Genomic DNA, 24308 nt, shown 5'->3' with positions numbered 1-24308 from the left:
CCCCGTTTCAGCCGCTCGACATCGACGCTTCCTATGTGGACAGGCAGCTCGCCGACGTCGTCGGTGATACCGACCTCAGCAAATATGTGCTGTAGATCGTAAAGCTGCCTTCGACCGGTTGCGGAGATCGGCTGGTTGCTGCAGCATAGTCGCTATGAAGCTCATCTGCGTGACCGCAAACCGTCACATCTTCGATGGTCAAACGAACGGAAAGCCGGTCAGGCTGAGGCTGACGTTCGAAGGCAATGTGGCGCTACGGCTTCAAGTCGCCGGGGATGGCGAACGGATGCTTGTAGACGATGGCCCGATCGATGAACCGTTCGACATGGATGAATACGGCGGAATGGATATCGCAGACGTAACGCGTTCCCTGTTTCCAACACTGGTCGGCCGCGAGATCGTCGATGCGGATTCGCTTGCAAGGAATGAACGCTGCGTTGGCTTGAGGCTCAACCAGACTGATGGCGAGCCGTTTTACTTCTGGGTCGATGGCGACGAGCTTGGTTGGGGCGACGAAGCTGCACTCGCCCGTCATAGTTGGGCACACGCCCCGGCTCCCATCGTGTCAGGACACATAACGCTCTAAAGTCTGCTCCCGATGCCAAAGCCTCTTCTACGCCCGAACCGGCTGGCAGGAATCACCGCTTTTCCAACGATCCCAAATCCGCATCTTTTCAGCCGGTCGTTTACCGAACTTCATTTGACTTTCGCGCATCGTCAATGCGATGAACGGGCGCGACACGGCCTGAGGGTTGCACAGGGCCGGCACGGAGAAAATAATGTCAGACGAGGAAGCCGCCCCGGAACAGGGTGAGTTGGCGATTACGCGTACCGGCGACAAGCTGCGGCTTGCGCGCGAAGCGGCGGGTCTGTCGCTCGCCGATGTCGCGACCCGCACACGCATCACCCAAAGGCACCTCGAAGCCATTGAAAAATCCGATTTTTCTGAACTCCCCGGCCGCACCTACGTGACCGGCTTCGCGCGCGCCTATGCGCGTGCCGTCGGCCTGCCCGAGACGGAAATCGGTGCCTCGGTGCGCCGCGAACTCGAAGAAGACGAATATGGCATGCGCCCCGCCTATGAGGCGTATGAGCCGACCGATCCGGCGCGCCTGCCGACCGCGCGGCTGACGTGGACGCTGGTGATCGTCGCGCTGATCCTCGTATCGGCCTATGGCGTATGGCGCTTCCTGTCGGTCGAGCCCGACGAGGCGCTCGTCGCTGCGCAGAACCAGGCCGCCGAGGCGTCCGAGGCGCCCGACGCCGCCGCACCGGCAGCGACCAAGGCGGGCACGGCGCCGGTCGCGACCAACGCCCCCGTCGTGCTGACCGGCCTGTCCGAGGTGTGGATCGGCTTCGACGATGCAAAGGGCAAGACCGAGAACTGGCGCACGCTCGACGCGGGCGAGACCTATCAGGTGCCCGCCGATTATATCGAGCAGTTCACGCTCCGCACCAGCATCCCGCAGGCGTTGAAAGTCACCGTCGGCGGACGCGACGTCGGCTCGATCGGCCCCGCCGATACGCTCGTGAAAGGCATTTCGCTGAAGCCCGCCGACCTCCTTGCGCGAGGCGGAACCAATGCCGGAGCCGTACCGGCCGCACCGGCGGCGACGCCCAAAACCGGGGGCTGAACACCCTCATCCCGACGGGCCGACGCGGCGGTGCGCCGAAATGGATTTGCGCACGCGCCGTTTGCAGCGTTATGAAGGCCCGTACAAAACTGGTTAATCTTCGGGGGCCTACCGGCAAATGATGAAGCAAGTGACTTTCATGGGCGCAGCCGCGATCGCCATCGCGGCCGCCGTACCCGCCCAGGCGCAGGACAATAATGTCACCAAGCGCGTCGACCGGCTCGAAAAGGAAATGCGCGCGGTCCAGCGACAGGTTTTCCCCGGCGGCGCACCCGCTTTCTTCGAAGGCGAGATCGCGCCCGACAACACGCCTGGCCAGCGTTCGACCGGTTCGACGCCGGTCGCCGATCTGACGGCGCGCGTCGATGCGCTCGAAAGCCAGCTCCAGACCCTGACCGGCCAGACCGAACAGAATGCCTTTCAGCTTCGCGAACTCGAAAAGCAGTTTGCCGCCTACAAGGTCGAGATGGAAAAACGCTTCGCCCCGGCAGCCGGAACCGAAGCGACCGTAACGCCAGCGAGCCTGCCTGTTGTACCGACGGTAAAGCCGGCGACGCCGACGCCGGCATCGACCGTGGCAGCCGCACCCGCCAAGAAGCCCGCGACGACGCCCGCGGCATCGACCAAACCCGATGCGGCCCGCCTTGCGCTGGTCAAGAAGATCGAAATTCCTTCGTCGGGAAACGAGACCAAGGACGCCTATGACTATGGCTATCGCCTGTGGGAAGCGAAGCTCTATCCCGAGGCGCAGGCGCAGTTGAAGACCGTCGTGTCGAAATGGCCGAACAGCAGCCAGGCGAGCTTTGCGCAGAACCTGCTCGGCCGCGCCTATCTCGACGAAGGCAAGCCCAGCCTTGCCGCGGTCGCCTTCTACAACAATTACAAGGATCGGCCGAGCGGCGCCCGCGCGCCGCACAGCCTGATGTATATGGGCGTCGCGCTCGACAAGCTCGGCCGCAAGGCCGACGCCTGCAAGGCGTTCCGCGAGCTCGAAGAAGTCTATGGGGACAAGGCCCCGCAGGATGTCCGGACCGATGCAGCCGCCGCAAAAGCAAAAGCAGGCTGTTGATACCGACGCCGTCGGGCGGCTCGGGCGCGACCTGGCCGCGCTTGCCGGGCCCGACTGGCATCGCCTCCATTATGGCGTCGCCGTGTCGGGCGGCCCGGACAGCATGGCGCTGCTCTGGCTGATGGCGACGTTGCTGCCCGGACAGGTCCGTGCGGCAACCGTCGATCACGGGCTTCGGCAAGGGTCGGACGATGAGGCCCGCATGGTTGCGGGCTTCTGCAGGCGCGAACTGATTCCGCATGCAACCCTCAATCCGCCCGCGCCGATCAGCGGGTCGCAACAGGCGGCCGCGCGCGCCGAGCGCTACCGGCTGCTCGAGGACTGGCGCAAGGGCAACGAACTCGCGCACGTCCTGACCGCGCATCACGCCGACGATCAGCTCGAAACGATCGTGATGCGGCTCAACCGGTCGAGCGGCGTCGGCGGGCTTGCTGCGATCCGCGCGCGGAACGGCGTGATCCTTCGCCCCCTGCTTCACTGGCGCCGCGACGCACTCGTCCGCATCGCGCTCGACGAGGATCTGCCGTTCGTCGACGATCCGTCGAACAGCGACAGCCGCTTCGACCGCGCGCGGCTGCGCCACGGGCTCCGGTCGCAGACCGTGCTCGATGTCGAGGCGGCGGCGCGGTCGGCAGACTGGCTGGCCGAGGCCGATGAAGCGATCGACTGGGCCGTCGAACGACTGATCGCGTCATGGCCCGACGCCTCCGATATCGCGGTCATCCGCGACGAAGGCTATCCGCCGGAAATTTTCCGCCGTGTGGTCACGCAGCGCCTGCGCGCCAACGACAGCCAGATTCGCGTGCGCGGAGCGTCGCTCGACGGCGTGATCGCGGCGATGAAGGGCGGACGCCGGGCAATGGTCGGCGCCTTGCTGATCGACGCCGTTCCCGGCCTTGAAGGCACGATCTGGCGCATTTCCGCCGCACCGCGCCGAAAAGCGGGAAAATAGGACAATCTGGCTCATTGTCATTTAACCCGATTGTCCTACATTATCGGGATTGAAGCGCGATATGCGCGAAGTTTGGAAAGTTTCCGATGCAGGACGACAAGGAACCGCAGGGCAACCCCTGGATGAAGAGCGTGATGATCTGGAGCGGCATCCTGCTTGCCATGCTCCTCGTCGCCTCGATGTTCGGCGGCGCTTCACAGCCCGCGGGCAATCCCCTCGCCTATTCCGAGTTCCGCCAGAAGGTGCAGGCCGGCGAGGTCAAGGATGTCGTGCTTTCCGAAGATCGTGTCACCGGGACGCTGGCGAACGGCGAGCGCTTCAGCGCGAACGTCGTCCGTGATCCCGAACTGCTGAAGCTGCTCAACGACAATGGCGTCAAATATGACGGCAAGGCGACCGAGACGGGCAATGTGTGGGTCTATCTGCTGATCCAGTCGCTGCCGTTCCTGCTGATACTCGGCATCGCCTTCTTCGTTTTCCGCCAGGTGCAGAAGAACAATGGCTCGGGCGCCATGGGCTTCGGCAAGTCGCGTGCGAAGATGCTCACCGAAAAGCAGGGCCGCGTCACCTTTGACGATGTCGCCGGCATCGACGAGGCCCGCGAGGAACTGCAGGAAATCGTGGAGTTCCTGAAGGATCCGAGCAAATTCTCGAAGCTCGGTGGCCAGATTCCGAAGGGCGCCCTGCTCATCGGCTCGCCCGGCACCGGCAAGACGCTGCTTGCCCGCGCGATCGCGGGTGAAGCCGGCGTTCCCTTCTTCACCATCTCGGGTTCGGATTTCGTCGAGATGTTCGTCGGCGTCGGCGCGAGCCGCGTCCGCGACATGTTCGAACAGGCAAAGCGCAACGCACCGTGCATCGTTTTCATCGACGAAATCGACGCGGTGGGTCGCCATCGCGGCGCCGGCCTCGGCAATGGCAACGACGAACGCGAACAGACGCTGAACCAGCTGCTGGTCGAGATGGACGGCTTCGAGGCCAATGAAGGCATCATCATCGTCGCCGCCACAAACCGCCCCGACGTGCTGGATCCGGCGCTCCTGCGCCCCGGCCGTTTCGACCGGCAGGTAACGGTGCCGCTGCCGGACATCGTCGGCCGTCAGAAAATCCTCGAAGTCCACACGCGCAAGAAGCCGCTGGCGCCCGATGTCGATATCCACACGCTGGCGCGCGGTACGCCGGGTTTCTCGGGCGCCGATCTTGCGAACCTGGCCAACGAGGCCGCCCTGCTCGCCGCGAGGCTCGGCAAGCGGCTGATCGCGATGTCGCAGTTCGAGGCGGCAAAGGACAAGGTGATGATGGGCACCGAGTGGAAATCGCTCGTCATGGACGACGATGAAAAGCGGATGACCGCCTATCACGAAGCGGGCCACGCGCTGGTAGCTTTCCACGAAAAGGCGTCCGATCCGATCCACAAGGCGACGATCATCCCGCGCGGCCGCGCGCTCGGCATGGTCGTGCGCCTTCCCGAGCGCGACAGCTATTCCTACCACCGCGACAAGATGTACGCGAACCTGTCGATTTCGGCCGGTGGCCGTGTGGCCGAAGAGATCATCTTCGGTTACGACAAGGTGTCGTCGGGCGCCTCGAGCGACATCCAGTATGCGACCAAGCTCGCCCGCTCGATGGTTACGCAGTGGGGCATGTCGGACGAACTCGGCCCCCTGCAGTACGAAGAGCAGCAGGGCGAAACGTTCCTCGGCTATTCGCAGACCCAGCGCCACAATATCTCGAACGAGACGGCCTTGATCATCGACAGCGAGATCAAGCGCCTGATCGCGCAGGCCAATGATCGCGCCCGGCAGATCCTGACCGATCACAACGACCAGCTGCACAGTCTGGCGGGAGCGTTGCTGGAGTATGAGACGCTGACCGGAGACGAGATCGTCAAGCTTCTCGAAGACGGCACGCCGCCCGAGCGCGATATGGATGACAAATCCCATATCCCTGCGGGTCAGGGTCATGCGGGAGGTCTTCCGCAGATCAAGCGCAAGCCGCGCCCGTTCGGCGATGCCAACCCGCAAGGCGTCTGATTCAGACCTTGTTCATTGATTTCACGCGATTTCGATCCGCATGACCTTTCGGGCAATGCGGATCGGATCGGCCTTGGCGGCGCTCAGCGCCGGCGCGATGCTGTGCGGAATGGCGCCCGGCGACATGAGCGTCGCGGCCTTCCTGCAGCGCGCAACGCTGCTTGAGCGGCTCGGGCCGCTCGCGATCGCGACCCCAGAGGCGCAATATCTGAAATCGGAAGTCGTCGCGGCAGGCAAACGCTACAAGGCACGCATCGATGCAGACCGCAAGGCCGGCCGGAAGACCACGAGTTGCCCGCCCGAGAGTGGCTCGCTGACTCCGGAACAGTGGCTGGCGCATCTGCGCACTTACCCCGCGGCATCGCGCAAATCGATCTCGGTCTATTCGGCATTCGACGGGCTGATGCGGAAGCGCTATCCCTGCCCGGCCTGAGTGCGGGCACGAAGGAGAAGGCAATGAAAAACGGGGTTCGCGGTATCGCATTGCTGGCATTCGCCCTGGCGCTCGGCGCCGCCCCGGCGCTTGCACAGGATGGCGGCAAGCTGACATCGAAAATCGAGCTTGAGAAGCTGACTCCGGCAGCCGGCGGCCAGCCGCCCGCGAAAACCTATGTCGCGCCCGATGTCGTCGTTCCGGGCGACCGGGTCCGTGTCACACTCGATTTTTCCAATGGCGGCACGGCGCCCGCAGTTGGCGTGGACATCGTCAATCCGGTCCCCGAAGCGCTGGTGTTCGATGGCACCGACGATAACCGGGACTTCTCCGTTTCGGTTGATGGCGGCAAGATGTTCGGTCCGCTCACCGGCCTGACGGTGCCGGTAGCCGGCGCAGCGCCGCGCGCGGCAACCGCTGCGGACGTCACGCATGTCCGCTGGAAATGGACCGACGCCGTTGCGCCCGGGCAGACCCGCACCGTCGCCTTCTTCGGCAGAGTGAAATGAACCGGGCGGGATTGCCGCGAGCATGACGATCTATTGCGATGAATCAGGCGGGCTCAACGCGGGAGCCATGACCTTCTCCGCCGTGATGATCACGCCCGACGGCGCCGCTGCCATCCACAAGCGCTTCCGCGCTGTCACCGGCCTGCGCGGCGAGCTCAAGGGTAGCCGGATCAGCCTCGTCGAGCGCGCCTATCTGCTCGAACTCTTCGACCGTGCCGGCGGCCGCGCCTGGGTCGCGGTGGCGAAGCGCGAGAGGCTGGCGCCCCCGGCCGACGGCAGCCCGCCCAGCGACCTCGCACTCTATGCGGCGCTGCTCGACCTTGCCGTCGGCAGCTGGCTTCCCGAAACAGGCGGTGTATGCACCGATGTCGTTATCGATGACGGTCGCTACGACCCCGTCGTTCTCGGCCACGTCCGCGAGACGATCCAGGCCGGGCTCGCCGGCTGGGGCCGCGCGTCGCTCGCCGACAGCCGCCGCTCCGACGGCGTCCAGATCGCTGACGTGATCGCAAACAGCCTGTTCAATATCGAGGTGGAGTCCCCGCGCGCGCATCGGATCGGCACGATCATCGAGCCCCTGCTGGCCTCTCGGGCGATCCGCATCGCCGAATTGACGCGCCTTCCCTGAATCAGAAAGGGCTGCGGTTTCCCGCAGCCCTGTAACCGATGCTAACAACCGATGCTGACGCGGCTTATTCGAAGTCGCTTCCGCCACCGGCCGGGCTGCGCGGCGGTGCAGCGGCAGTGAGGCGGAGCGCCTCGGCCGAGCGGGCAATCGAGCTGATTTCGTCGGGGGTGTCGTCATCGTCGACGACAACCTTCTGCAGCGAACCGACGAGCGCGTCCTTGAGATCGCCCGGACGGACCGTCTGTTCGGCGATCTCGCGCAGCGCGACGACGGGGTTCTTGTCGCGATCGCGGTCGATCGTCAGTTCCGAGCCGCCCGAGATTTCGCGGGCACGATGAGCCGAGACCAGAACCAGGTCGAAGCGGTTGGGAACTTTGTCGACGCAATCTTCGACGGTAACGCGGGCCATGTGAATTCCTTGATTTAGGAGAAGCCAGCCGGAGGCATGGCGGCAAGCGCTGCGCGCTAGCAACAGGCGCCGCCGATGTCAATCGAAACGCCTCTCCGCACTCGCCGGCCGGATCAGCCAGCCTCTGCCCTTGTGAGCGCCGTCACAGCGATGCGCGCCGGGGTGCCGCAAGCTGGCTACAGCGAGCACCGTCCCGTCACAAATCTGCAAAGAACGACTTTGCACCCCTGACGGGAAGTGTTAACGTTTTACGCATTGATAAAAATAAACAATTCAAGGTTAACTTAACTGTGGCGGGCAACTCTTCCATCGAAGTTACCAATGACGGTACTTCAGTCGCGACGTTCAACCTGAACGTCAACGGCAATTCGCTGCTTCTGAACACTTCGGATATCGTCGAAGCGATCCAGGCCATGCCGGTCTACCAGACCGAGGGCGCGGCCTATGCGACCTGGATCTGGATGATGGAAAACACCTATCACTGGGACCCCTACAGCGGCGACAACTGGCAGCATGCGCCCTATCTGTATCTCAACTCGATCGGCTTCGGCTATTGCGACGATGTCGCGCAAATCTATGCGTCGATCCTCACCGAAATGGGCTTCGACGCGCGCGTATGGTGGATCGAGGGCCATGTCGTCAGCGAGGTTTTCGACAACGGCAGCTGGAAGATATTCGATGTCGACCTGAGAACGGTCTATCTCGACGACCAGATGAACCCGCAGGGTTATGATTTCATTGTTAATTCCGGCGCGGATTTTGCCGGAAACTTTGCCGGTTCGCTATATTCGACAGTCACACCGGAATCCTGGTCTTTCGGTTCCGAAGTCATGGGCATGTACCAGACGACCGGGAACAATTTCAACACGCCACCCCCGCAGACGCCGGATTTCGGCGGTTCCGCGGCGCTCGTCCTGCCCGGCGGGGCATCGATCACGATCGAGGATGCCCCCGCGGGTTTCGTCGATTCAATATACGACACCGCCGTCCCGTCGCTCTCTCTGCTGACCGTCAGTTTCGGCGATCTCGACGGGTTCACCTTTGAGTATCCGCTGATCCCCGTTGCCATCACCGGATCGGGATCGGTCGTCATCGACGGCACATCCTACACCATCGGGTCGGCGGCACTGGATGCCCGCCTCGCCGACCGGAGCCGGCCGGTCTATGCCATCACGGTCGACAGCGACGGCGGCACCAACGAAATCGTCTACCTGCTGAACTCGAAGCGCTTCTCGCTTTCGTCGGATACCTCGGCAACGATCGAGGGAGGCAACGGAGACCTTGGCCTCGTCCTGCGTGGCGGCGACGGCGCGGATACGCTTCGCGATGCCCAGATCCTGCTGGGCGGCGACGGCAACGACTTTCTGAGCGCCGCCCCCGGCACCCCGGACCGCATGGCCGACGGCGTGATGGACGGCGGCAACGGCGACGACGTGATCGAGATTCGCGCCAGCACCAACGGCGTCGGCATCTGGGGAAATTCGGCCTTTCAGCTGTTGGGCGGCGCGGGAGACGACCGCTTCGTCCTCGCCGGCACGCAGATTTATGCCGGAAGCCAGAATGCCGCCCTGCTCGACGGTGGCGCGGGTTTCGACACGCTCGTCTGGAACGGCTCCTACAACCTGACCGATGGCGGTGCACAGAATGCTGCAGTTGGGCTTTTCGTCAACGAATTCACCCAAGGCATCAGGGTCAGCAACGTCGAGAAAATCGACCTCATATCGGCACGGGTAACGGGCCTGAACCTGAACTTCTCGGCAGCGGACGTCGCCGCGATTACCGCGGGAAGCGATTTTTCGCAGATGTCGCTGGGGCTTGGCCTCGCGGGCACCGGCAATGTCCTCTTGATCGACGCGGGCGACAATCAGGTCGATCTGACCGGATGGACGGTCGTGGGCCGGGCCACCGTCGGCGGTATCGAGTATGACATATCGCAGAATGGCTCGAGCTACATCGGCATCGCCGTGGTATCGGACCGGACTCTGGACGGAACGACCGGCGCCGAAACCCTCGCCGGCTTCGCGGGCGCCGACGTCATTACCGGGGGCGGCGGCGCAGACACCCTTACGGGGTTCTCCGGAAACGACACAATAACACAGGTCGCCGCGACCACCAACGCAGCCGCAGGAACGAAGATCGACGGCGGCGACGGCGACGACACGCTCCTTTTCGAGGGCAATCAGGCCTATACGCCGGACTATGTCACGATCGGCGGCGGCGACGGCGACGACATCATCCGCGCCGGAACAGGCGCCGGGCAATATGCCGGATCGATCCAGATCGATGGTGGAGCAGGCAACGACCGGATCACGGTCGGCCAGATAAAGGGCAGCTACGGCGGCAAAGGCTATATCGACGGCGGCGACGGAAACGACCTGATCGAGGTTCTCGATACGGGCAGCGGGGTCGGCATCTGGGCAGATTCGGTCTTCAAGCTGAACGGCGGCGCCGGCGACGACCGCTTCATCCTGGCGGGGACACAGGTTTCGACGCATCCGGCCTACACCCCCGAGGTGAACGGCGGTGCAGGCTTCGATACGCTCGTCTGGAACGGATCCTACAACCTGACCGCCGCGAAGCAGGGCCAGAATGCCGCGGTCGGGCTCTATGCCGGCCAGTATGCGCAGCAGGTGCAGGCCAGGAACATCGAAAAGATCGACCTCGCCAGCTCCGGTCTGTCGGGCCTGACCCTCCGCTTTACGGCCGGAGACGTCGCCTCGATCACTGCAGGCAGTGATTTTTCGCGATCGCAGCTGGGGCTCGGATTGTCTGGCTTCGGCAAGCTGCTGTTCGTCGACGCCGGCGACAATCTTGTCGACGTGACCGGCTGGGCGTTGCTCGGCGAAGTCCAGTTCGGCGGCACGAACTATCAGTTGCTGCAAAACGGCGCGAGCTATCTCGCGCTGGATACGGTCGCCAATCATATCATTGCCGAACGCACGGGAACGGCCGGATCAGAGGCGCTGGACACCGCATCGGCATCACTGAGCCTCGCCGACGGGGACCTTGCCTCGACGCTCGTCTCGTCGGTCTGGAGCAGCGGCTCCTCGATCCCTGCCGAAACCGCCGCCGCGCTCGCTGGTGCACTCGCGCTCGCGCGCTCCGGCGGAAGCGTCACCGCAAGTCTCGCGATTGCCGATCGCCTCGTCGACTTTCTCAGCGCGGGCGAAACGCTCGTCGTCACCTATAATGTGACCTCGACCGAGCCCGGCGGCGCGATCACGTCAAAGCCCGTTACCTTCACCTTTGTCGGCAGCAACGACGCGCCGCTCCTTGCGCCGGGCGTCCCGGACCTTGATGAAAGCGCAAATCGGCGACCGGGCGCGTTAGCGGGCGCGACGATCACCGCGCTTTACGCTGCAGGCAGCGACGTCAATCTTCTCGAAGGCCTCCCTTCACTCGCGACCCTCACAAACTATACCGCCAGTGGCTATAATTTTGTCGGGGGACGCGGGTGGTTCGCGGCGAACGGCATCGACATCGCGGCGCTTGCCGGCGGCACGATCGTCTTTGCCGACGGAACCACCGGCAAGATCGACCGGGCATCGAACGGCGCAATCCATTCGACCGAGTCCGCCTATATCTATTATCGGGCCTACGCGCCCGGAGAGGCCGCTCTCAGCGAACGTTTCGGCATCACGGGTTCCGACGAGCTGAACACGGCGTCGTTGTCGCTTACCCTCACCGACCATGACCTCGACGACACGCATACACTGGGGTCGAGTTTCGTCTCCGCGGTGTGGAGCGATGGAACGACCGTTCCTGCCGAGACGCTGGCCGCGCTCGCAAGCGCGCTTTCGCTTGTCCAGACCGGAGGATCGATCGACGCCGATTTCGCCCTCGAAGACCGCTTCGTCGATTTCCTCGGCGCCGGCGAGACGCTCACCATCACCTATAACGTCACGGTCACCGACCGCGCCGGAGCCAGAGCCTCGACGCCCGCGACCTTCACTTTTACCGGCAGCAACAACACGCCCGTGCTGACCGCCGACATGCCCGATCTGGGTGTCGGCACCAACGTCAAACCGGGGGGAGCGCCCAGCGGAGCGACGATCGTTGCACTTTACGCGCCCGGCAGCGGCGTCAACCTGCTCGAAGGGAAGCCGCCGCTGACCACAATCAGCGGCTATTACGCCGTTCAGCAACCAGGCTACACCGGCGCGTTCAATTTCCTGGGCGGCCAGAACTGGTTTACGGCAAACGGCATCGACATCGCAGCCCTTACGGGCGGTACGATCGTCTTTTCCGATGGCACCACAGGCAAGATCAACCAGGCATCGGACGGCGAGATTACACTCAACGAGCCCGCCTATATCTATTACCAATCCTTCGAAGCGGGCTCCGCGTGGCTGGAAGAGAGAGCCGGAACCAACGGATCTGCAGCGCTCGACACCGCCTCGGTTTCGCTGAGCTTCACGGATGGCGACGTACATGGCTCGCACACCGTCGGCTTCAGCCTTGCCTCTTCGGTCTGGAGTAGCGGTCTCGCGATTCCGGCAGAAACCGCTGCCGCGCTGGCCAACGCCCTCGCCCTGTCGCGCGATGGTGGATCGATCACCGCCAGTTTCGCGCTCGCCGATCGTATGGTCGATTTCCTTGGTGCAGGCGAAACCCTCACGATCACCTATGACGTGACCGTTACCGATCAGGGCGGCGCGAGCGCTTCGAAGCCTGTCACGTTCACCTTCACCGGGAGCAACGACGCTCCGGCCCTGACCACGGCCGTTCCCGATCTGAATGTCGCCGCCAATCTGAGGCCCGGGGTTGCGGCCGGGATGGCGGTTGCCGGGCTTTATGCCCCGGGCAGCAGCGTCAATCTGCTCGACGGCCTGCCGCCGCTGACCACGACCACCAACTATACTACCAGCGGGTATAATTTCGTTGGCGGGCGCGACTGGTTCGCCGCCAACGGGATCAGCATCGCCGCGCTGGCCGGCGGCACGATCGTTTTTGCCGACGGGACGACCGGAAAGATCGGCCGGGCGTCGAACGGTGCGGTCAACACGAGCGAGTCGGCCTATATCTACTATCAGGCCTATACGCCCGGTCAGGCCGCACTCGGCGAGCGCCCCGACACCGCGGACTCGAACGACCTCGACACTGCCTCCTTATCGCTGGCAATCACCGACAGGGATATCGGCGATACGCACAGCGTCGGCTCCAGCCTCGCCTCTTCCGTCTGGAGCGGCGGTTCGTCCGTTCCCGCCGAGACCGCCGCCGCACTGGCAACCGCCCTGTCGCTGGTGCGAAACGGCAATGCGATCACCGCAAACTTCGCGATCGCCGACCGCCTCGTCGACTTTCTCGGCGAAGGCGAGACGCTGACGATCACCTATAATGTCGCGGTCACCGACAGCGCCGGAGGCAGCACGTCGAAGCCGATCATCTTCACTGTCACCGGGCGCAACGATGCACCGATCCTTTCGGCCGATATGCCCGACCTGTCGGTCAGCACCAATGTGAAGCCCGGTGCAGCTGCAGGCGCGACGATCACCGCACTTTATGCCCCCGGCAGCAGCGTCAACCTGCTCGACGGGTTGCCCTCGCTGGTCACCCTCACCGGCTATAACCAGACGAGCGGCTATAATTTCGTCGGAGGACGCGACTGGTTCGCATCGAACGGTATCAGCATCGCCGCACTCGCCGGCGGCACGATCGTCTTCGCCGACGGCACGACCGGCCTGATCGGTCGCGCATCGAATGGCGCGGTCGGAAACCCGGCAGAGGCTGCCTATATCTATTATCAAGCCTATGAACCCGGTGCTGCCTGGCTCAAGGAACTTTCGAATACGACCGGTTCGCCGGAACTGGATACGGCATCGGTATCGCTGAGTTTTGCCGATCGCGATCTGGGCGGATCGCATACACTCGATTCCAGCCTGGCATCGATGGTGTGGAGCGGCGGATCGGCCATTCCCGCCGAGACGACCGCCGCACTGGCAAGCGCCCTGACGCTCGCCCGGAGCGGCGGGTCGATCAGCGCCAATTTTGCCCTCGCAGACCGTTTTGTCGATTTCCTCGGTGCCGGCGAAACTCTCGCCATCACATATAATGTTTCCGTCACCGACCAGAGCGGCGCCCGCTCCTCGAGGCCCGTAACCTTTACGTTTACGGGCGCAAGCGACGGAACCTCGTCATCGGCAATCGTCGTGCCGCAATCGGAAAAGGCCGCTCCCGCGTCCATGGCCGTGGCCGTGGCCGCGGAAAAGACCGCGCCAGCGTCTCCCGGCATCTCGCTTGCCCCGGATGCGGGGATCGCAGCGAGGGACAGCAGCGATGGCAATGCGGGGACGACGCAGGACATGCTGGCGCTGGTTTCGATCGACCAGCTCTACACCGCGATGGTCCATGACATGGCCTCGTTCGGAGTCGCGCCGGGCGTCGGCGACGTCGCGCTTTCCCGGCCTGATCCGGTAAAGCCGACCGACTTTTTCGCCTGACGGCCGGTCGTCGTGCTACCTCCCTTGCGGCCTTCGCAAAGACAGGCCTATGAGCAGGGGATGGCCGATGTCCCCGCTCCCGCCGGCAAGTCAGACGCGCTCAGGGCGGACGTGGCCGGTCATCGGTTCGAACTGATATTCGACGGGGCGCAGCGGCTTCAGCGGTTGCTGGCGCTGATCGGCGGCGCGATCCGCAGTGTCGACATGATCATGTATATTTTCGAGCACGACGCGGCAGGCAAAAGCGTGCTCGACGCAATGACCGCAGCCGCCCGTCGCGGTGTTCGCGTTCGTGCGGTGATCGACAGCTTCGGCTCGGGCGATGTTTCGGACAGCGTCTTCAAACCGCTGCGCGACGCTGGCGGCATCGTGATCTTCTTTTCGCGCCGCTGGCGGTCGAGTTATCTAGTTCGCAATCACCAGAAGCTGCTGCTGATCGACGACGAATATGCCGTGACCGGCGGCTTCAATATCGCCGATCCCTATCTCAGCGACCGGCGCACCCATTGCTGGTTCGATCTCGGGATCATCGTCCGCGGGCCGACCGTGGCGCGGATGGTCAGGTGGTTCGAGGAAATTTACGACTATACCGTCCATGACGACGGCAAGCTGCTGGTGCTTCGCCGGCTGATCCGCGAATGGCCCGTCGACGCCGGGCCGGTATCATGGCTGGTCGGGGGACCCACCCAGCGCCTTTCGCCCTGGGCTCGCGCGGTGCGAAGCGACCTCGAAGGGGCGCGGCAACTCGACATGGCGATGGCCTATTTCTCGCCGGGCCAGGGGATGCTCCGCCGCCTAGGCCGCGTCGCCCGCAGAGGCAGGGCGCGCTTCGTGATGGCGGCGAAATCCGACAATCCCGCGACGATCGGTGCGGCACGGCTGCTCTACGGCTATCTGTTGCGGCAAAAGGCGGCGATCTGGGAATATCAGCCGTGCCGGCTTCACATGAAGCTGATCATCATCGACGATGTCGTGTACGTGGGCACGGCCAATTTCGACATGCGCAGCCTGTTCGTGAACGTCGAGGTCATGCTGCGCGTCCATGACGCCGGTTTCGCACAACAGATGCGCGGCTTTCTCGATAGCCAGCGGCCCGATTGCGAAATCATTACGTCCGAAAGCCACAAGGCACGCGCCAACTGGTTGACGCGGTTGCGCTGGACGCTGTCGTGGTTCGTGGTGACGGTCGCGGACTATACGGTATCGCGCCGCCTGAACTTCGGTCTCGCCGAGATCGACCCCGAAACCGAAGTCTAGTCCTTCCAGCCCCAGAAAAGGAAGCAGGGCGGGACGTTCACCCATTCGAATGCATTGTCGATGCGACTGAAATGCGCGGCAAGGAAATCACGCGCGCGGGCGCGGAACTGATAGACGAGGAAGGCCCCGCCGGGGCGGAGAACGCGGTGCGTCGCCGCCGCGATTGCGGGGCCGACACCGGCGGGCAGCGTCGAGAAAGGCAGGCCCGAGAGCACATAATCGGCGTGCTCGAAACCGTGTGCCCGAACGATCTCCTCGACATCCGCGGCCGAACCGTGAACCGCGATGAAGCGGCTGTCGCGGATATCCTTGCGCAGATATTCGATGAAATCGGGATTGGTGTCGATCGCGATCAGCGTCGCATCGCCAGCCATATGCTCGAGCACGGGGCGACAGAAGGTACCGACTCCGGGACCATATTCGACAAACAGCTTCGTGTTCTTCCAGTCGACCGGGCGAAGCATGTGGCGGATCAGCGTCGGCGATGACGGCACGATCGACCCGACCATCACCGGATGCTTGATGAAGCCCTTCACGAACATGCCCCACGGGCCGAAAAAGCGCTTCAGCTTCTCGCGGGCCTTGCGGATCGGCGAGACGTTCGATTGGGCCTGTGCCCGCGGATTGGTCATGATGGCTTTCGCATTGTTGCGGTTGCACGAATGCGTGGCAAAATCGCGCCCTTCGCGCAAGAAAAGAGTCTGTCTTGACTCTGGACACAACCCCCTTCGCGTGTAGGGAGACGCGAAGCCTGCGGCAAACGGAAGCGAAAGGGAGACAGATGGCGACAACCTCGCGCTCGATTCCTGCCGATCGCATGGCCGTGCTGTTCGCTGTCATGCTCGTTGCTGCCGCCGGCAATACGGCTATGCAGTCGATCCTGCCCGCGATCGGTGCCAAACTCCATATTCCCGACGTCTGGGTCAGCCTCGCTTTCAGCTGGTCGGCGTTGCTCTGGGTGCTCACCGCGCCGCATTGGGCGCGTCAGTCGGACAAGCGCGGGCGCAAGGCGTTGATGGCGCTTGGCGTGATCGGCTTCCTGTCGTCAATGGCCCTTTGCGGGATCGTGCTGTGGGCGGGACTGACAGGCCTGATCGGAGCCGGCGTCACGTTTCTGGCCTTCGCTCTCTTCCGCAGCCTGTACGGCGGCCTCGGGTCCGCGGCCCCGCCTGCGGTGCAAGCCTATGTCGCGTCGCGCACCGACCCCGACGAACGGACACAGGCGCTGTCGCTCGTTTCATCCTCTTTTGGCATCGGAACCGTCCTCGGGCCAGCCGTCGCTCCCTATTTCATCCTCCCCGTCCTCGGCCTCGCAGGCCCGATGATCATATTCGCCGTCATCGGGTTGATCGTGCTGACGATGCTGCGCTGGCGCCTGCCGAACGACACCCCGCGCTTCGCCGCGCGCGGAGCCATCGCCTCCTATCCGCTGTCGGGCGGCCCGACCGAACCGACCGGCGAGGAAGAAAATGATCCCGACACGCCGCCGCAGGAGCCGCTCAGCTGGCGCGACGGCCGGGTCCGCCCTTGGCTGCTCGCCGGCTTCCTAGGTGGCCAGGCGCAAGCGATGATGCTGGGGGTTGTCGGCTTCCTGATCCTCGACCGGCTTCACCTGCGTCTCGATCCCGAAACAGGGGCCGATATCACCGGCACGGTGCTGATGTCGGGCGCGGTCGCAACGCTGCTGGCGCAGTGGGGCCTTATCCCGCTGTTCAAGATGAAGCCCGGCCCTACCGTGCTGTGGGGCGCGGCGCTGGGCGCCGCCGGAACGCTTATGACCGGCCTTGCGCAGGATCAGCATGCGATCACCATCGGCTTCGCCCTAGCCTCGCTCGGCTTCGGGCTGTTCCGTCCGGGTTTTACCGCGGGCGCCTCGCTGTCGGTCCCGCGCCGCGATCAGGGTGCGGTCGCCGGGATGACGGCGTCGATCAACGGATCGGCCTATATCATCTCGCCTGCGATCGGCGTGCTGCTCTATAACTGGCACCCGATGGTCGCCTACGGCCTGATGGCCGGCTTTTGCCTGTGGCTGGTGGCGTGGGGCTGGTCCGCGCTCAGGCAGGACCAGCCCGCAGCCTGATCATGCGGCCGGTTCGTCCGGATGCTTTTGTTCGCGGACGGGCTTCAGCGTCCCGGGAGCGAAAAAGCCGATCGGATTGACGCTCATCGCCTGCTGCTTGATCTCGCCCTGGATCTTTTCATAATCCTTTTCCATCGCCTCGGTCACCGAGGCGCGGGTATCCTTCAGCGCGGTTTCGAAATCCTCCATCGTCACCGTATCGCTGGCGATCGAGCGCTTGAGCGCCGCCAGACCGGCGCGCCGGGTCAAATCTTCCAGATCGGCGCCGGTGAAGCGATCGGTCTTGTCCGCCAGCGCCGCCAGATCGACATCCTTTGCCAGCGGCATCTTGCCGGTCTGGATTTCGAGAATGCGCTGACGCCCGCCCTTGTCGGGAACCGAAACATAAATCAGCTCGTCGAGCCGCCCCGGACGCAGCAGCGCCGGGTCGATCAGGTTCGGGCGGTTCGTTGCACCAATGACGACGACCGACTGCATCTCCTCGATCCCGTCCATCTCGGCGAGGATCGTGTTGACGACGCGTTCGGTCACCTGCGGCTCACCCGACGTCCCGCTGCCGCGAGCGGGCACCAGACTGTCGAGTTCGTCGATGAAGATGATCGTCGGCGCGACCGCCCTCGCCCGCGCGAACAGCCGCGCAATCTGCTGCTCGCTCTCACCGTACCATTTCGACAGCAGGTCGGACGATTTGATCGCGATGAAGTTCGCATCGGATTCACGCGCCGCCGCCTTCGCAAGTAAGGTCTTGCCGGTACCCGGCGGCCCATAGAGCAGGAAGCCCTTCGCTGCACGGATACCGAGCCGGCGGAACGCCTCGGGATGCTTCAGGGGCAGTTCGATGCCCTCGATCATCTTGTCGCGCGCCGCGTCGAGCCCGCCGATGTCGCTCCAGCGCGTTTTCGGCGCCTGCACCATTACCTCGCGCATTGCCGAAGGCTGGACGCGTTTCAGCGCATTGTTGAAGTCCTCGCGCGTGACGCGCAGTTCGTCGAGCACTTCGGGCGGAATCGTCCCTTCCTCAAGGTCGAGCTTCGGCATGATCCGCCGCACCGCCTCGATCGCCGCCTCTCGCGTCAATGCCGCCATGTCGGCGCCGACAAAGCCGAACGTCGTTCGCGCGAGCTCGTCGAGATCGACATCCTCGCCGAGCGGCATACCGCGCGTGTGGATGCCCAATATCTCACGGCGTCCCTTTTCGTCGGGAACACCGATCACGATCTCGCGGTCGAAGCGGCCGGGACGGCGCAGCGCCTCGTCGATCGCATCGGGACGATTGGTCGCAGCGATCACGACCAGATTGGTCCGCGGCTCCAGCCCGTCCATCAGCGTCAGGAGCTGCGCGACGATACGCTTCTCGGCTTCACCCTGCACCTGCCCGCGCTTCGGCGCGATCGAATCGATCTCGTCGATGAACAGGATCGAGGGCGCGGCCTTGGTCGCCTGTTCGAACACGTCGCGCAGCCGCTTTTCGGACTCACCATAGGCGCTGCCCATGATCTCGGGCCCGTTGATCAGGAAGAATTGCGCGTCGCTTTCGTTCGCCACAGCGCGTGCGAGGCGCGTCTTGCCCGTTCCCGGCGGGCCATGGAGCAGCACCCCGCGCGGCGGATCGACGCCGAGGCGCTGGAAGAGTTCGGGGTAGCGCAGCGGCAGCTCGACCATCTCACGCAACTGGTCGATGGTTTCGCCGAGCCCGCCGAGATCGTCATAGGTGACGTCGGTACGACGCGCGTCCTGCGGCTCCTGATATTCGGGGAGCAGCTCGACCTCTGTATTCTCGTCGATGAAGACGACGCCCTTGGGCGTGGCCGACACGACGAGCAGACGCAGTTCGGTAAGCGCATAAGCCGGCGCGTTCAGCATCTGGCGCAGTTGAGCGGGCATTTCGCCCGACGGCAATTGCTGCTGGCCCGTCGTAGCAACGGTGTCGCCCGCGACGAGCGGACGGCCGAAGAAATTGCGCTTCAACGCGTTCGCGGAACCTTGAAGCCGCAAATTCTGCTGCGCGGGGGCGAAAACGACGCGCGTTGCCGGGCGCGTCTCGACGCGGCTAAGGGACACCATGTCACCGGCGCCCGCGCCTGCATTGGCGCGTTGCAGGCCGTCGAGGCGGATGACCTCGAGCCCTTCGTCCTCGGCGTAGGGCGCGACGACGCGCGAGGCGGTCTCGCGCTTGCCGCTGATCTGGATCACATCGCCCTCGGTCACGCCGAGTTCGGCCATTGCCGAGCGCGGAATGCGGGCAATGCCGCCGCCGCTTTCCTCGGCGCGGGCGTTGGCCACCTGCAGTTTGACCTGTTTTTCTTTTACCGCTGCGTCGGCCAATGGGATTCTCCCGCAAAATCGTCAGAATGCGGAAGATAGGATGGTCGTTCCCGATTTTCGAGGCCTGTTAGCGACGCAATAAAGAAAGCAGCAAATACCGCACTGCACAAATTTTCTGGCATGTACCCAAGGGCCATGCCATCATAATTGCCGAGACGAACATGCCACGCCTTCCTCCCCTCAGCAGCATGGAGGCCTTTCTCGAGGTCGCCCGCCACGGCACCGTAAAGGCGGCCGCGAGCGAGCTCGGCCTGTCGATGCCGGCGCTGTCGCGGCGGATCCAGACGCTTGAACATGCCGTGGGAAGACCCCTGTTCAATCGCCACCATCACGGATTGAAGCTCACCGAAAGCGGGCGCGAATTGCAGGATCAGCTATCGCCGATCCTCGACGATCTGCGCAGTGTGCTCGGCCGCGTCGGCAGCCCCGACGCATCGCTCCGGCTTCATCTCAACGTCCTGCCGCTGTTCGCGCAGCAGCGCCTCTTTCCGCGCCTGCCCGAACTCAGGCAGGCGCACCCGGAGCTGCACATCGACATCGACACCATGTCGCATGCCGAGGCGCGCCTCGGCGAAGGAATCGACGTGGCGATCGCCCTCGCCCGCTCGATCGACCCGGCCCTCTATGCCGCGCGACTCGATCAGGATCAGGTGTTTCCCATCGCGGCGAAGACCCTGCGCGACGAAGGCCGGACGATCAGCGTCCCCGAGCAACTGCAGCGCCAGACCATCCTCGTTCACCGCGAGATGCCGGAGACCTTCTCCGAATGGAAAAAGGCGATCGGCATGCCCTATCTCGAGCCTGCGGGCGTCGACTATTTCGATTCGGGACCGCTGATGCTCGAAGCTGCGGCACAGGGAATCGGCGTCGCCTTCATGCATGGCCATCATTTCGACGACGCGCATGACCCGCGGCTGGTCCGGCTGTTCGATTTCGATGTCGACAGCCCGTACAGCTATTGGTTCGTATGCCGTCCGCGCGCGCTAAGACAGCCCGCGGTGAAGTTGTTCCACGACTGGTTGCTGGCGGCAAAGATATAAGGAAAATGGTGCTGCTGGACAGGATTGAACTGTCGACCTCGTCATTACCAATGACGCGCTCTACCACTGAGCTACAGCAGCAACCGTGATGCCCGCAAACGCATGTTCGCCGGGCAGGCGCGGCCTATGGCGGGACGTCCCTCGCCTGTCAAGGTGCGAGACTTGACGATACGCCGATTTCGCCGCATCGCGCCGCCGTGAGCAAGCAGCCCTCCCCCGCCGACCTCGAACGCGAACGCCGCCTCGCCGAAGCGCTGCGCGAGAATCTGCGCAAGCGCAAGGCGCAGGCGCGCGAGGCCAAGGCCGACGATCCGCCTAAAGGCTGACGGTCACGGTCACTGCGTCGCCCTCGACGATCCCTTCGGCCTTTCGCACGGCCGCCTTGACCGGGAGCAGCCAGCCGCCGCTTTCGCGGTGCGGAAAGACCGAGGTGCTCCAGCTCGTATCGCCGATCGTCGCGTGAACCTTTGCCGAACCGAACCCCTTGCGTCCGTCGAGCCATTGTCCGCCGATCGCCGCGAGGCGGATGCCATCAGCGGCCTCGCCCGCAATCGTCACGAAGAACCAGGCCGCAGGCGCGGTCGCCGACTGCCAGCGCCAGAGAGGGGTCGTAACGGTGAAATCTTCCAAACCTATCTGGCCCCGACTGCGCGAACAGGTACAGGAACATTGCAGATGTCGGCGCCGCCGGCGGGCTTGATAAAGAACGGATCGCGCCGGTTCTGCCGCGCGTCGGCATACCGCGCGAAGCTGTCGCTTTCGGTCGACAGAAATTCGAATCTCGGCTGCTCGGCAAAGGGCAGTTCCGCCGCCAGACGGATTTTCTCGATCCCGACGCGCTGTGCTTCCTCCTCGTAAAACCCGAGCGCGCCTGTACCGCGCGGCAGGCTCGACAAATATTCGATGCCGCTGATCACACGCCCGACAACGGCAATATTCCGGTCGAGGTGGCGCGGTGCATGGCCGATCACCGCATAGAGCTCGGCGCCCGTGCCCGTGTCCGGCGACATGTTGCGACCCACGCCGACCATCGCATAGCAATGAACCGGCCAGACCATGTCCTTTTTCCTCGCGACGGGCCATCCGTCCAGAAATCCGGCCTGGCTGCTATAGGCGTCCGTCGCGACCGGTGCCGAAAGCAACCTTCGCGTCGCGCCGCCCGAGCCGGGTTGACCATGATAGGCAATGCGGGACGTCTCGTACCCGCTCTCCGGAATCGTCGCCAATCCCTCGGGCAAGGCCTTCTTCTCCGTCGCATCACCCCATTGCGCGACATAATTGTCCTGTACGCGATTGACGCTCGTGCCGTCCCACCAATGCGCCGCGGCGAGCCTGCGGATGTTGCCGATCCAGCCCTGGCTGAACGGCGCCGGCATCAGCTGGATCACGACGCGGCGGGAGTTCCCCTTCGCATCGGGCGCCAAGTCCATGACGAGCAGGTCCGAGGGCGCGATGGACACCCAGTCGCCCGCGGGCGCCGCGGCGGCTATCTCACCTGGCGAGGGCACCGGCGCAGGTTCCTCGGCGTGGACGGGAAGGACGAGCGATGCCGCAGCCGCGGCCAGGAGCAGATGTTTCATGTCGCCTGTCTGCCACGCCCAATCGGCTTGCGAAAGCCCCGCCAAGCGATTAGGGCGCGCCTTCAATCCAGTGCATGCGGAGCGGTGGCCGAGTGGTCGAAGGCGCTCGCCTGGAAAGTGAGTATACGTCAAAAGCGTATCGAGGGTTCGAATCCCTCCCGCTCCGCCATAAACCCCGCGATCCGCGCTAGGGCCGGTACGGTATCGAATCCGGCGCGATTACCCCGACCTCGCGCGCATAGCGTTCCCACGCAGCGGCCAGTCTCTCACGCCGCCCGGGTTCGGTCAGCGACAGATCGCGGGTTTCGCCCGGATCGTGCGCAATATCGAACAGACGCCAGATGCCATCACCGATATCGGTCAGTTTCCAGTCGCCCTGCCGATAGGCGCGCGAGCCGAAGAGCTCGCTACCGACACCATCCTCCGCGCCGTAAACGCGCAATTCCGGGTCCCGAAGCCACGCCGCCCACGAACGACCCGTGATCGGGCGAACAGCGCGGCCGCCGACCCTGGTCGTTGCCGGGTCGACCTGCGCCAGGTCGAGCAGCGTCGGCGCGATATCGGCGACCGAAAGAAACTGGGACTCGGCACCGTCACGCCGCGGAATTCCCGCACCGCTGAGGAACGCAACCGTCCGCGTCCCGCCTTCGCTCTGATAGCCCTTGGTCAGCCATGACGGGGCCGTAGCGGCCTGCGCCCAGCCGGCGCCGTAGGTCACGTAGGAGGTTGCGGCCCCGCGGTTGGCGAAACTGTTGTCGGCGCCTTTCGTATAACGGCCGAGCATTTCGGCACCCGTCGTCCCGGCATCGAGCGCTTCGGCGCCGTTATCCGCCAGAAAGACGATCACCGTATTGTCGAGCTCGCCGGAGGCGCGAAGCGCGTCAATCACCCGGCCGACATTCTGGTCGAGGCGGTCGACCATGGCGGCATAGATTTCCATATTGCGTGCCGCGGTCCGCTGCTGGTCGGCGGTAAGCGAATCCCAGCTTCCGTCGCGATTGCGCGGCGTATGGGGAACAACATTGTCCGGCAGGATGCCAAGCGCTCGCTGACGGGCGAGCCGCTGCTCGCGCAGCGCGTCGAAGCCGGCGTCGTAGCGGCCCTTGTAGCGCGCGATGTCTCCGGCGGGTGCCTGAAGCGGCCAGTGCGGCGCTGTGAAGGCCAGATAGGCGAAGAAGGGCTTGCCGCCCCCTGCCCCTCTCTGTTCGCCGAGAAAGTCGATCAGGCGGCTGGCAAAATAGTCACTCGAATAGAAATCGGCGGGCAATCTCGCCAGCGGGCGCCCCTGTTCGGTATAGGTCGCCGTACTCCCGACGTCGGTGCCGAAATGATTGTGCCCGCCCTGCAACAGGGCGAAGCTGCGCTGGAAACCGCGGACATGCGGATCCTGCCCGGGCGTCAGGCCCAGATGCCACTTGCCCGAAAAGAGCGTGCGATACCCGCCTTCCGAGAGCCTTTCGGCAAGGGTCGCGACATCGCCGCGCAAATAGCCTTCATAGCCCGGCTGTCCCTGCTGGGTGGGCCGGATCATCTCTGCCATCGTACCGAGCCCGGCAAGGTGATTGTCGGTACCCGACAACAGCATCGAACGCGTCGGCGAACAGGTGGGCGCTGTATGGAAGCCTGCGAGGCGGATACCCGCCAGCGCGAGCCGGTCGAGATTCGGCGTACGTATCTCGCCCCCGAAAGCGCCGACATCCGAATATCCGAGGTCATCAGCCACGATGATCAGAAAGTTCGGCCGGCGCTCCTTCGCCTGTGCAGACGGAACCGCGATCAGCAGGGCAAGCAGCAGCGACACGAAACGCTTCATCGGGATATCCTTGTCATGGAAGGGCGGCGCGCCGCGGGCGAATGAAACCCGGGCGCGCCGCAGTCTGGACCGGCGCAGTCACAGGAAGGGAGGAGAGTCGGTAGCG

The 24308-nt window shown here is 64.2% G+C and carries 19 protein-coding genes and 2 tRNA genes; 14 read left to right on the top strand and 7 right to left on the bottom strand.

Annotation, left to right across the window (positions count from 1 at the left end; translation table 11 throughout):
* Positions 1-154 precede the first annotated feature (154 nt).
* The 8 genes from L7H23_RS18170 (at position 155) to L7H23_RS18135 (ending at position 7258) form a co-directional block, all read left to right on the top strand.
* A complete protein-coding gene (locus tag L7H23_RS18170) occupies positions 155-586 on the top strand; it encodes a hypothetical protein (protein ID WP_237837269.1) in 432 nt (143 codons plus the stop codon).
* Between the two features lie 193 nt (positions 587-779).
* The gene (locus tag L7H23_RS18165) at positions 780-1634 is read left to right on the top strand and encodes a helix-turn-helix domain-containing protein (protein ID WP_237837268.1); all 855 of its coding nucleotides are present in this window, start codon (positions 780-782) and stop codon (positions 1632-1634) included.
* 118 nt (positions 1635-1752) lie between these two features.
* Positions 1753-2703, top strand: coding sequence for a tetratricopeptide repeat protein (locus tag L7H23_RS18160; protein WP_237837267.1), 951 nt, complete (start codon positions 1753-1755; stop codon positions 2701-2703).
* Positions 2657-3655, top strand: coding sequence for a tRNA lysidine(34) synthetase TilS (gene tilS / locus L7H23_RS18155; RefSeq protein ID WP_237837266.1), 999 nt, complete (start codon positions 2657-2659; stop codon positions 3653-3655). Before L7H23_RS18160 ends, tilS begins: the two co-directional genes overlap by 47 nt.
* Before the next feature lie 86 nt (positions 3656-3741).
* The gene (gene ftsH, locus L7H23_RS18150; RefSeq protein WP_275671214.1) at positions 3742-5688 is read left to right on the top strand and encodes an ATP-dependent zinc metalloprotease FtsH; all 1947 of its coding nucleotides are present in this window, start codon (positions 3742-3744) and stop codon (positions 5686-5688) included.
* Positions 5689-5728: 40 nt separating this feature from the next.
* Positions 5729-6121, top strand: coding sequence for a hypothetical protein (locus L7H23_RS18145; protein ID WP_237837265.1), 393 nt, complete (start codon positions 5729-5731; stop codon positions 6119-6121).
* 23 nt (positions 6122-6144) lie between these two features.
* Positions 6145-6630 (top strand): hypothetical protein, encoded by a 486-nt coding sequence (locus L7H23_RS18140; protein WP_237837264.1) that lies wholly within the window; start codon positions 6145-6147, stop codon positions 6628-6630.
* A 22-nt stretch (positions 6631-6652) separates the two neighbouring features.
* Complete coding sequence (locus L7H23_RS18135) at positions 6653-7258, top strand: DUF3800 domain-containing protein (protein ID WP_345790412.1); 606 nt, start codon at positions 6653-6655, stop codon at positions 7256-7258.
* A 64-nt stretch (positions 7259-7322) separates the two neighbouring features.
* Here the strand turns inward: L7H23_RS18135 and rpoZ are convergent, their stop codons facing one another.
* Positions 7323-7667, bottom strand: coding sequence for a DNA-directed RNA polymerase subunit omega (rpoZ, locus tag L7H23_RS18130; RefSeq protein WP_237837262.1), 345 nt, complete (start codon positions 7665-7667; stop codon positions 7323-7325).
* A gap of 290 nt (positions 7668-7957) precedes the next feature.
* Between rpoZ and L7H23_RS18125 the strand changes: the two genes are divergently transcribed.
* On the top strand, positions 7958-14107 hold the full coding sequence (locus L7H23_RS18125) for a hypothetical protein (protein WP_237837261.1): 6150 nt from the start codon (positions 7958-7960) through the stop codon (positions 14105-14107).
* A 60-nt stretch (positions 14108-14167) separates the two neighbouring features.
* Positions 14168-15364, top strand: coding sequence for a phosphatidylserine/phosphatidylglycerophosphate/cardiolipin synthase family protein (locus L7H23_RS18120; protein ID WP_237837260.1), 1197 nt, complete (start codon positions 14168-14170; stop codon positions 15362-15364).
* On the opposite strand, the gene L7H23_RS18115 is transcribed toward L7H23_RS18120, so the two are convergent.
* Positions 15361-15996 (bottom strand): methyltransferase domain-containing protein, encoded by a 636-nt coding sequence (locus L7H23_RS18115; RefSeq protein WP_237837259.1) that lies wholly within the window; start codon positions 15994-15996, stop codon positions 15361-15363. The genes L7H23_RS18120 and L7H23_RS18115 overlap by 4 nt on opposite strands.
* 149 nt (positions 15997-16145) lie before the next feature.
* Here L7H23_RS18115 and L7H23_RS18110 point away from each other — a divergent pair, with 149 nt between their 5' ends.
* On the top strand, positions 16146-17444 hold the full coding sequence (locus L7H23_RS18110) for an MFS transporter (RefSeq protein WP_237837258.1): 1299 nt from the start codon (positions 16146-16148) through the stop codon (positions 17442-17444).
* Here the strand turns inward: L7H23_RS18110 and L7H23_RS18105 are convergent, their stop codons facing one another.
* A complete protein-coding gene (locus L7H23_RS18105; protein WP_237837257.1) occupies positions 17445-19769 on the bottom strand; it encodes a CDC48 family AAA ATPase in 2325 nt (774 codons plus the stop codon). It lies immediately after the preceding gene.
* A gap of 161 nt (positions 19770-19930) precedes the next feature.
* Between L7H23_RS18105 and L7H23_RS18100 the strand changes: the two genes are divergently transcribed.
* Positions 19931-20809, top strand: a complete 879-nt coding sequence (locus L7H23_RS18100; protein WP_237837256.1) for a LysR substrate-binding domain-containing protein — start codon at positions 19931-19933, stop codon at positions 20807-20809.
* Positions 20810-20815: 6 nt separating this feature from the next.
* On the opposite strand, the gene L7H23_RS18095 is transcribed toward L7H23_RS18100, so the two are convergent.
* A tRNA-Thr gene (locus L7H23_RS18095) sits at positions 20816-20890 on the bottom strand.
* Between the two features lie 116 nt (positions 20891-21006).
* Between L7H23_RS18095 and L7H23_RS18565 the strand changes: the two genes are divergently transcribed.
* Complete coding sequence (locus tag L7H23_RS18565; RefSeq protein WP_275671213.1) at positions 21007-21135, top strand: hypothetical protein; 129 nt, start codon at positions 21007-21009, stop codon at positions 21133-21135.
* Here the strand turns inward: L7H23_RS18565 and L7H23_RS18090 are convergent.
* Both L7H23_RS18090 and L7H23_RS18085 read right to left on the bottom strand, forming a co-directional pair.
* Positions 21125-21439 carry a DUF1905 domain-containing protein gene (locus L7H23_RS18090; RefSeq protein WP_237837255.1) on the bottom strand — a complete coding sequence of 105 codons (315 nt, stop codon included), beginning with the start codon at positions 21437-21439 and terminating at the stop codon, positions 21125-21127. The genes L7H23_RS18565 and L7H23_RS18090 overlap by 11 nt on opposite strands.
* 2 nt (positions 21440-21441) lie before the next feature.
* The gene (locus L7H23_RS18085) at positions 21442-22389 is read right to left on the bottom strand and encodes a peptidylprolyl isomerase (protein ID WP_237837254.1); all 948 of its coding nucleotides are present in this window, start codon (positions 22387-22389) and stop codon (positions 21442-21444) included.
* A gap of 78 nt (positions 22390-22467) precedes the next feature.
* On the opposite strand from L7H23_RS18085, the gene L7H23_RS18080 reads away from it, so the two are divergent.
* Positions 22468-22558, top strand: a tRNA-Ser gene (locus L7H23_RS18080).
* 18 nt (positions 22559-22576) lie between these two features.
* On the opposite strand, the gene L7H23_RS18075 is transcribed toward L7H23_RS18080, so the two are convergent.
* A complete protein-coding gene (locus L7H23_RS18075) occupies positions 22577-24202 on the bottom strand; it encodes an arylsulfatase (protein WP_237837253.1) in 1626 nt (541 codons plus the stop codon).
* Positions 24203-24308 lie beyond the last annotated feature (106 nt).

It is taken from the genome of Sphingopyxis sp. BSN-002 (assembly GCF_022024275.1).
Lineage (GTDB): Bacteria > Pseudomonadota > Alphaproteobacteria > Sphingomonadales > Sphingomonadaceae > Sphingopyxis.
This window is presented reverse-complemented; position numbering and strand designations above follow the sequence as displayed.

What these genes read in the sequence shown, in the direction of transcription:
- ftsH (WP_275671214.1), top strand. Translation starts at nt 3,742, where the DNA reads ATGCAGGACGACAAGGAACCGCAGGGCAACCCCTGGATGAAGAGCGTG.
- L7H23_RS18100 (WP_237837256.1), top strand. Translation starts at nt 19,931, where the DNA reads ATGCCACGCCTTCCTCCCCTCAGCAGCATGGAGGCCTTTCTCGAGGTC.
- L7H23_RS18140 (WP_237837264.1), top strand. Translation starts at nt 6,145, where the DNA reads ATGAAAAACGGGGTTCGCGGTATCGCATTGCTGGCATTCGCCCTGGCG.
- L7H23_RS18160 (WP_237837267.1), top strand. Translation starts at nt 1,753, where the DNA reads ATGATGAAGCAAGTGACTTTCATGGGCGCAGCCGCGATCGCCATCGCG.
- L7H23_RS18120 (WP_237837260.1), top strand. Translation starts at nt 14,168, where the DNA reads ATGGCCGATGTCCCCGCTCCCGCCGGCAAGTCAGACGCGCTCAGGGCG.
- L7H23_RS18115 (WP_237837259.1), bottom strand. Translation starts at nt 15,996, where the DNA reads ATGACCAATCCGCGGGCACAGGCCCAATCGAACGTCTCGCCGATCCGC.
- L7H23_RS18075 (WP_237837253.1), bottom strand. Translation starts at nt 24,202, where the DNA reads ATGAAGCGTTTCGTGTCGCTGCTGCTTGCCCTGCTGATCGCGGTTCCG.
- L7H23_RS18135 (WP_345790412.1), top strand. Translation starts at nt 6,653, where the DNA reads ATGACGATCTATTGCGATGAATCAGGCGGGCTCAACGCGGGAGCCATG.
- L7H23_RS18085 (WP_237837254.1), bottom strand. Translation starts at nt 22,389, where the DNA reads ATGAAACATCTGCTCCTGGCCGCGGCTGCGGCATCGCTCGTCCTTCCC.
- rpoZ (WP_237837262.1), bottom strand. Translation starts at nt 7,667, where the DNA reads ATGGCCCGCGTTACCGTCGAAGATTGCGTCGACAAAGTTCCCAACCGC.
- L7H23_RS18110 (WP_237837258.1), top strand. Translation starts at nt 16,146, where the DNA reads ATGGCGACAACCTCGCGCTCGATTCCTGCCGATCGCATGGCCGTGCTG.
- L7H23_RS18170 (WP_237837269.1), top strand. Translation starts at nt 155, where the DNA reads ATGAAGCTCATCTGCGTGACCGCAAACCGTCACATCTTCGATGGTCAA.
- L7H23_RS18145 (WP_237837265.1), top strand. Translation starts at nt 5,729, where the DNA reads ATGACCTTTCGGGCAATGCGGATCGGATCGGCCTTGGCGGCGCTCAGC.
- L7H23_RS18165 (WP_237837268.1), top strand. Translation starts at nt 780, where the DNA reads ATGTCAGACGAGGAAGCCGCCCCGGAACAGGGTGAGTTGGCGATTACG.
- tilS (WP_237837266.1), top strand. Translation starts at nt 2,657, where the DNA reads ATGTCCGGACCGATGCAGCCGCCGCAAAAGCAAAAGCAGGCTGTTGAT.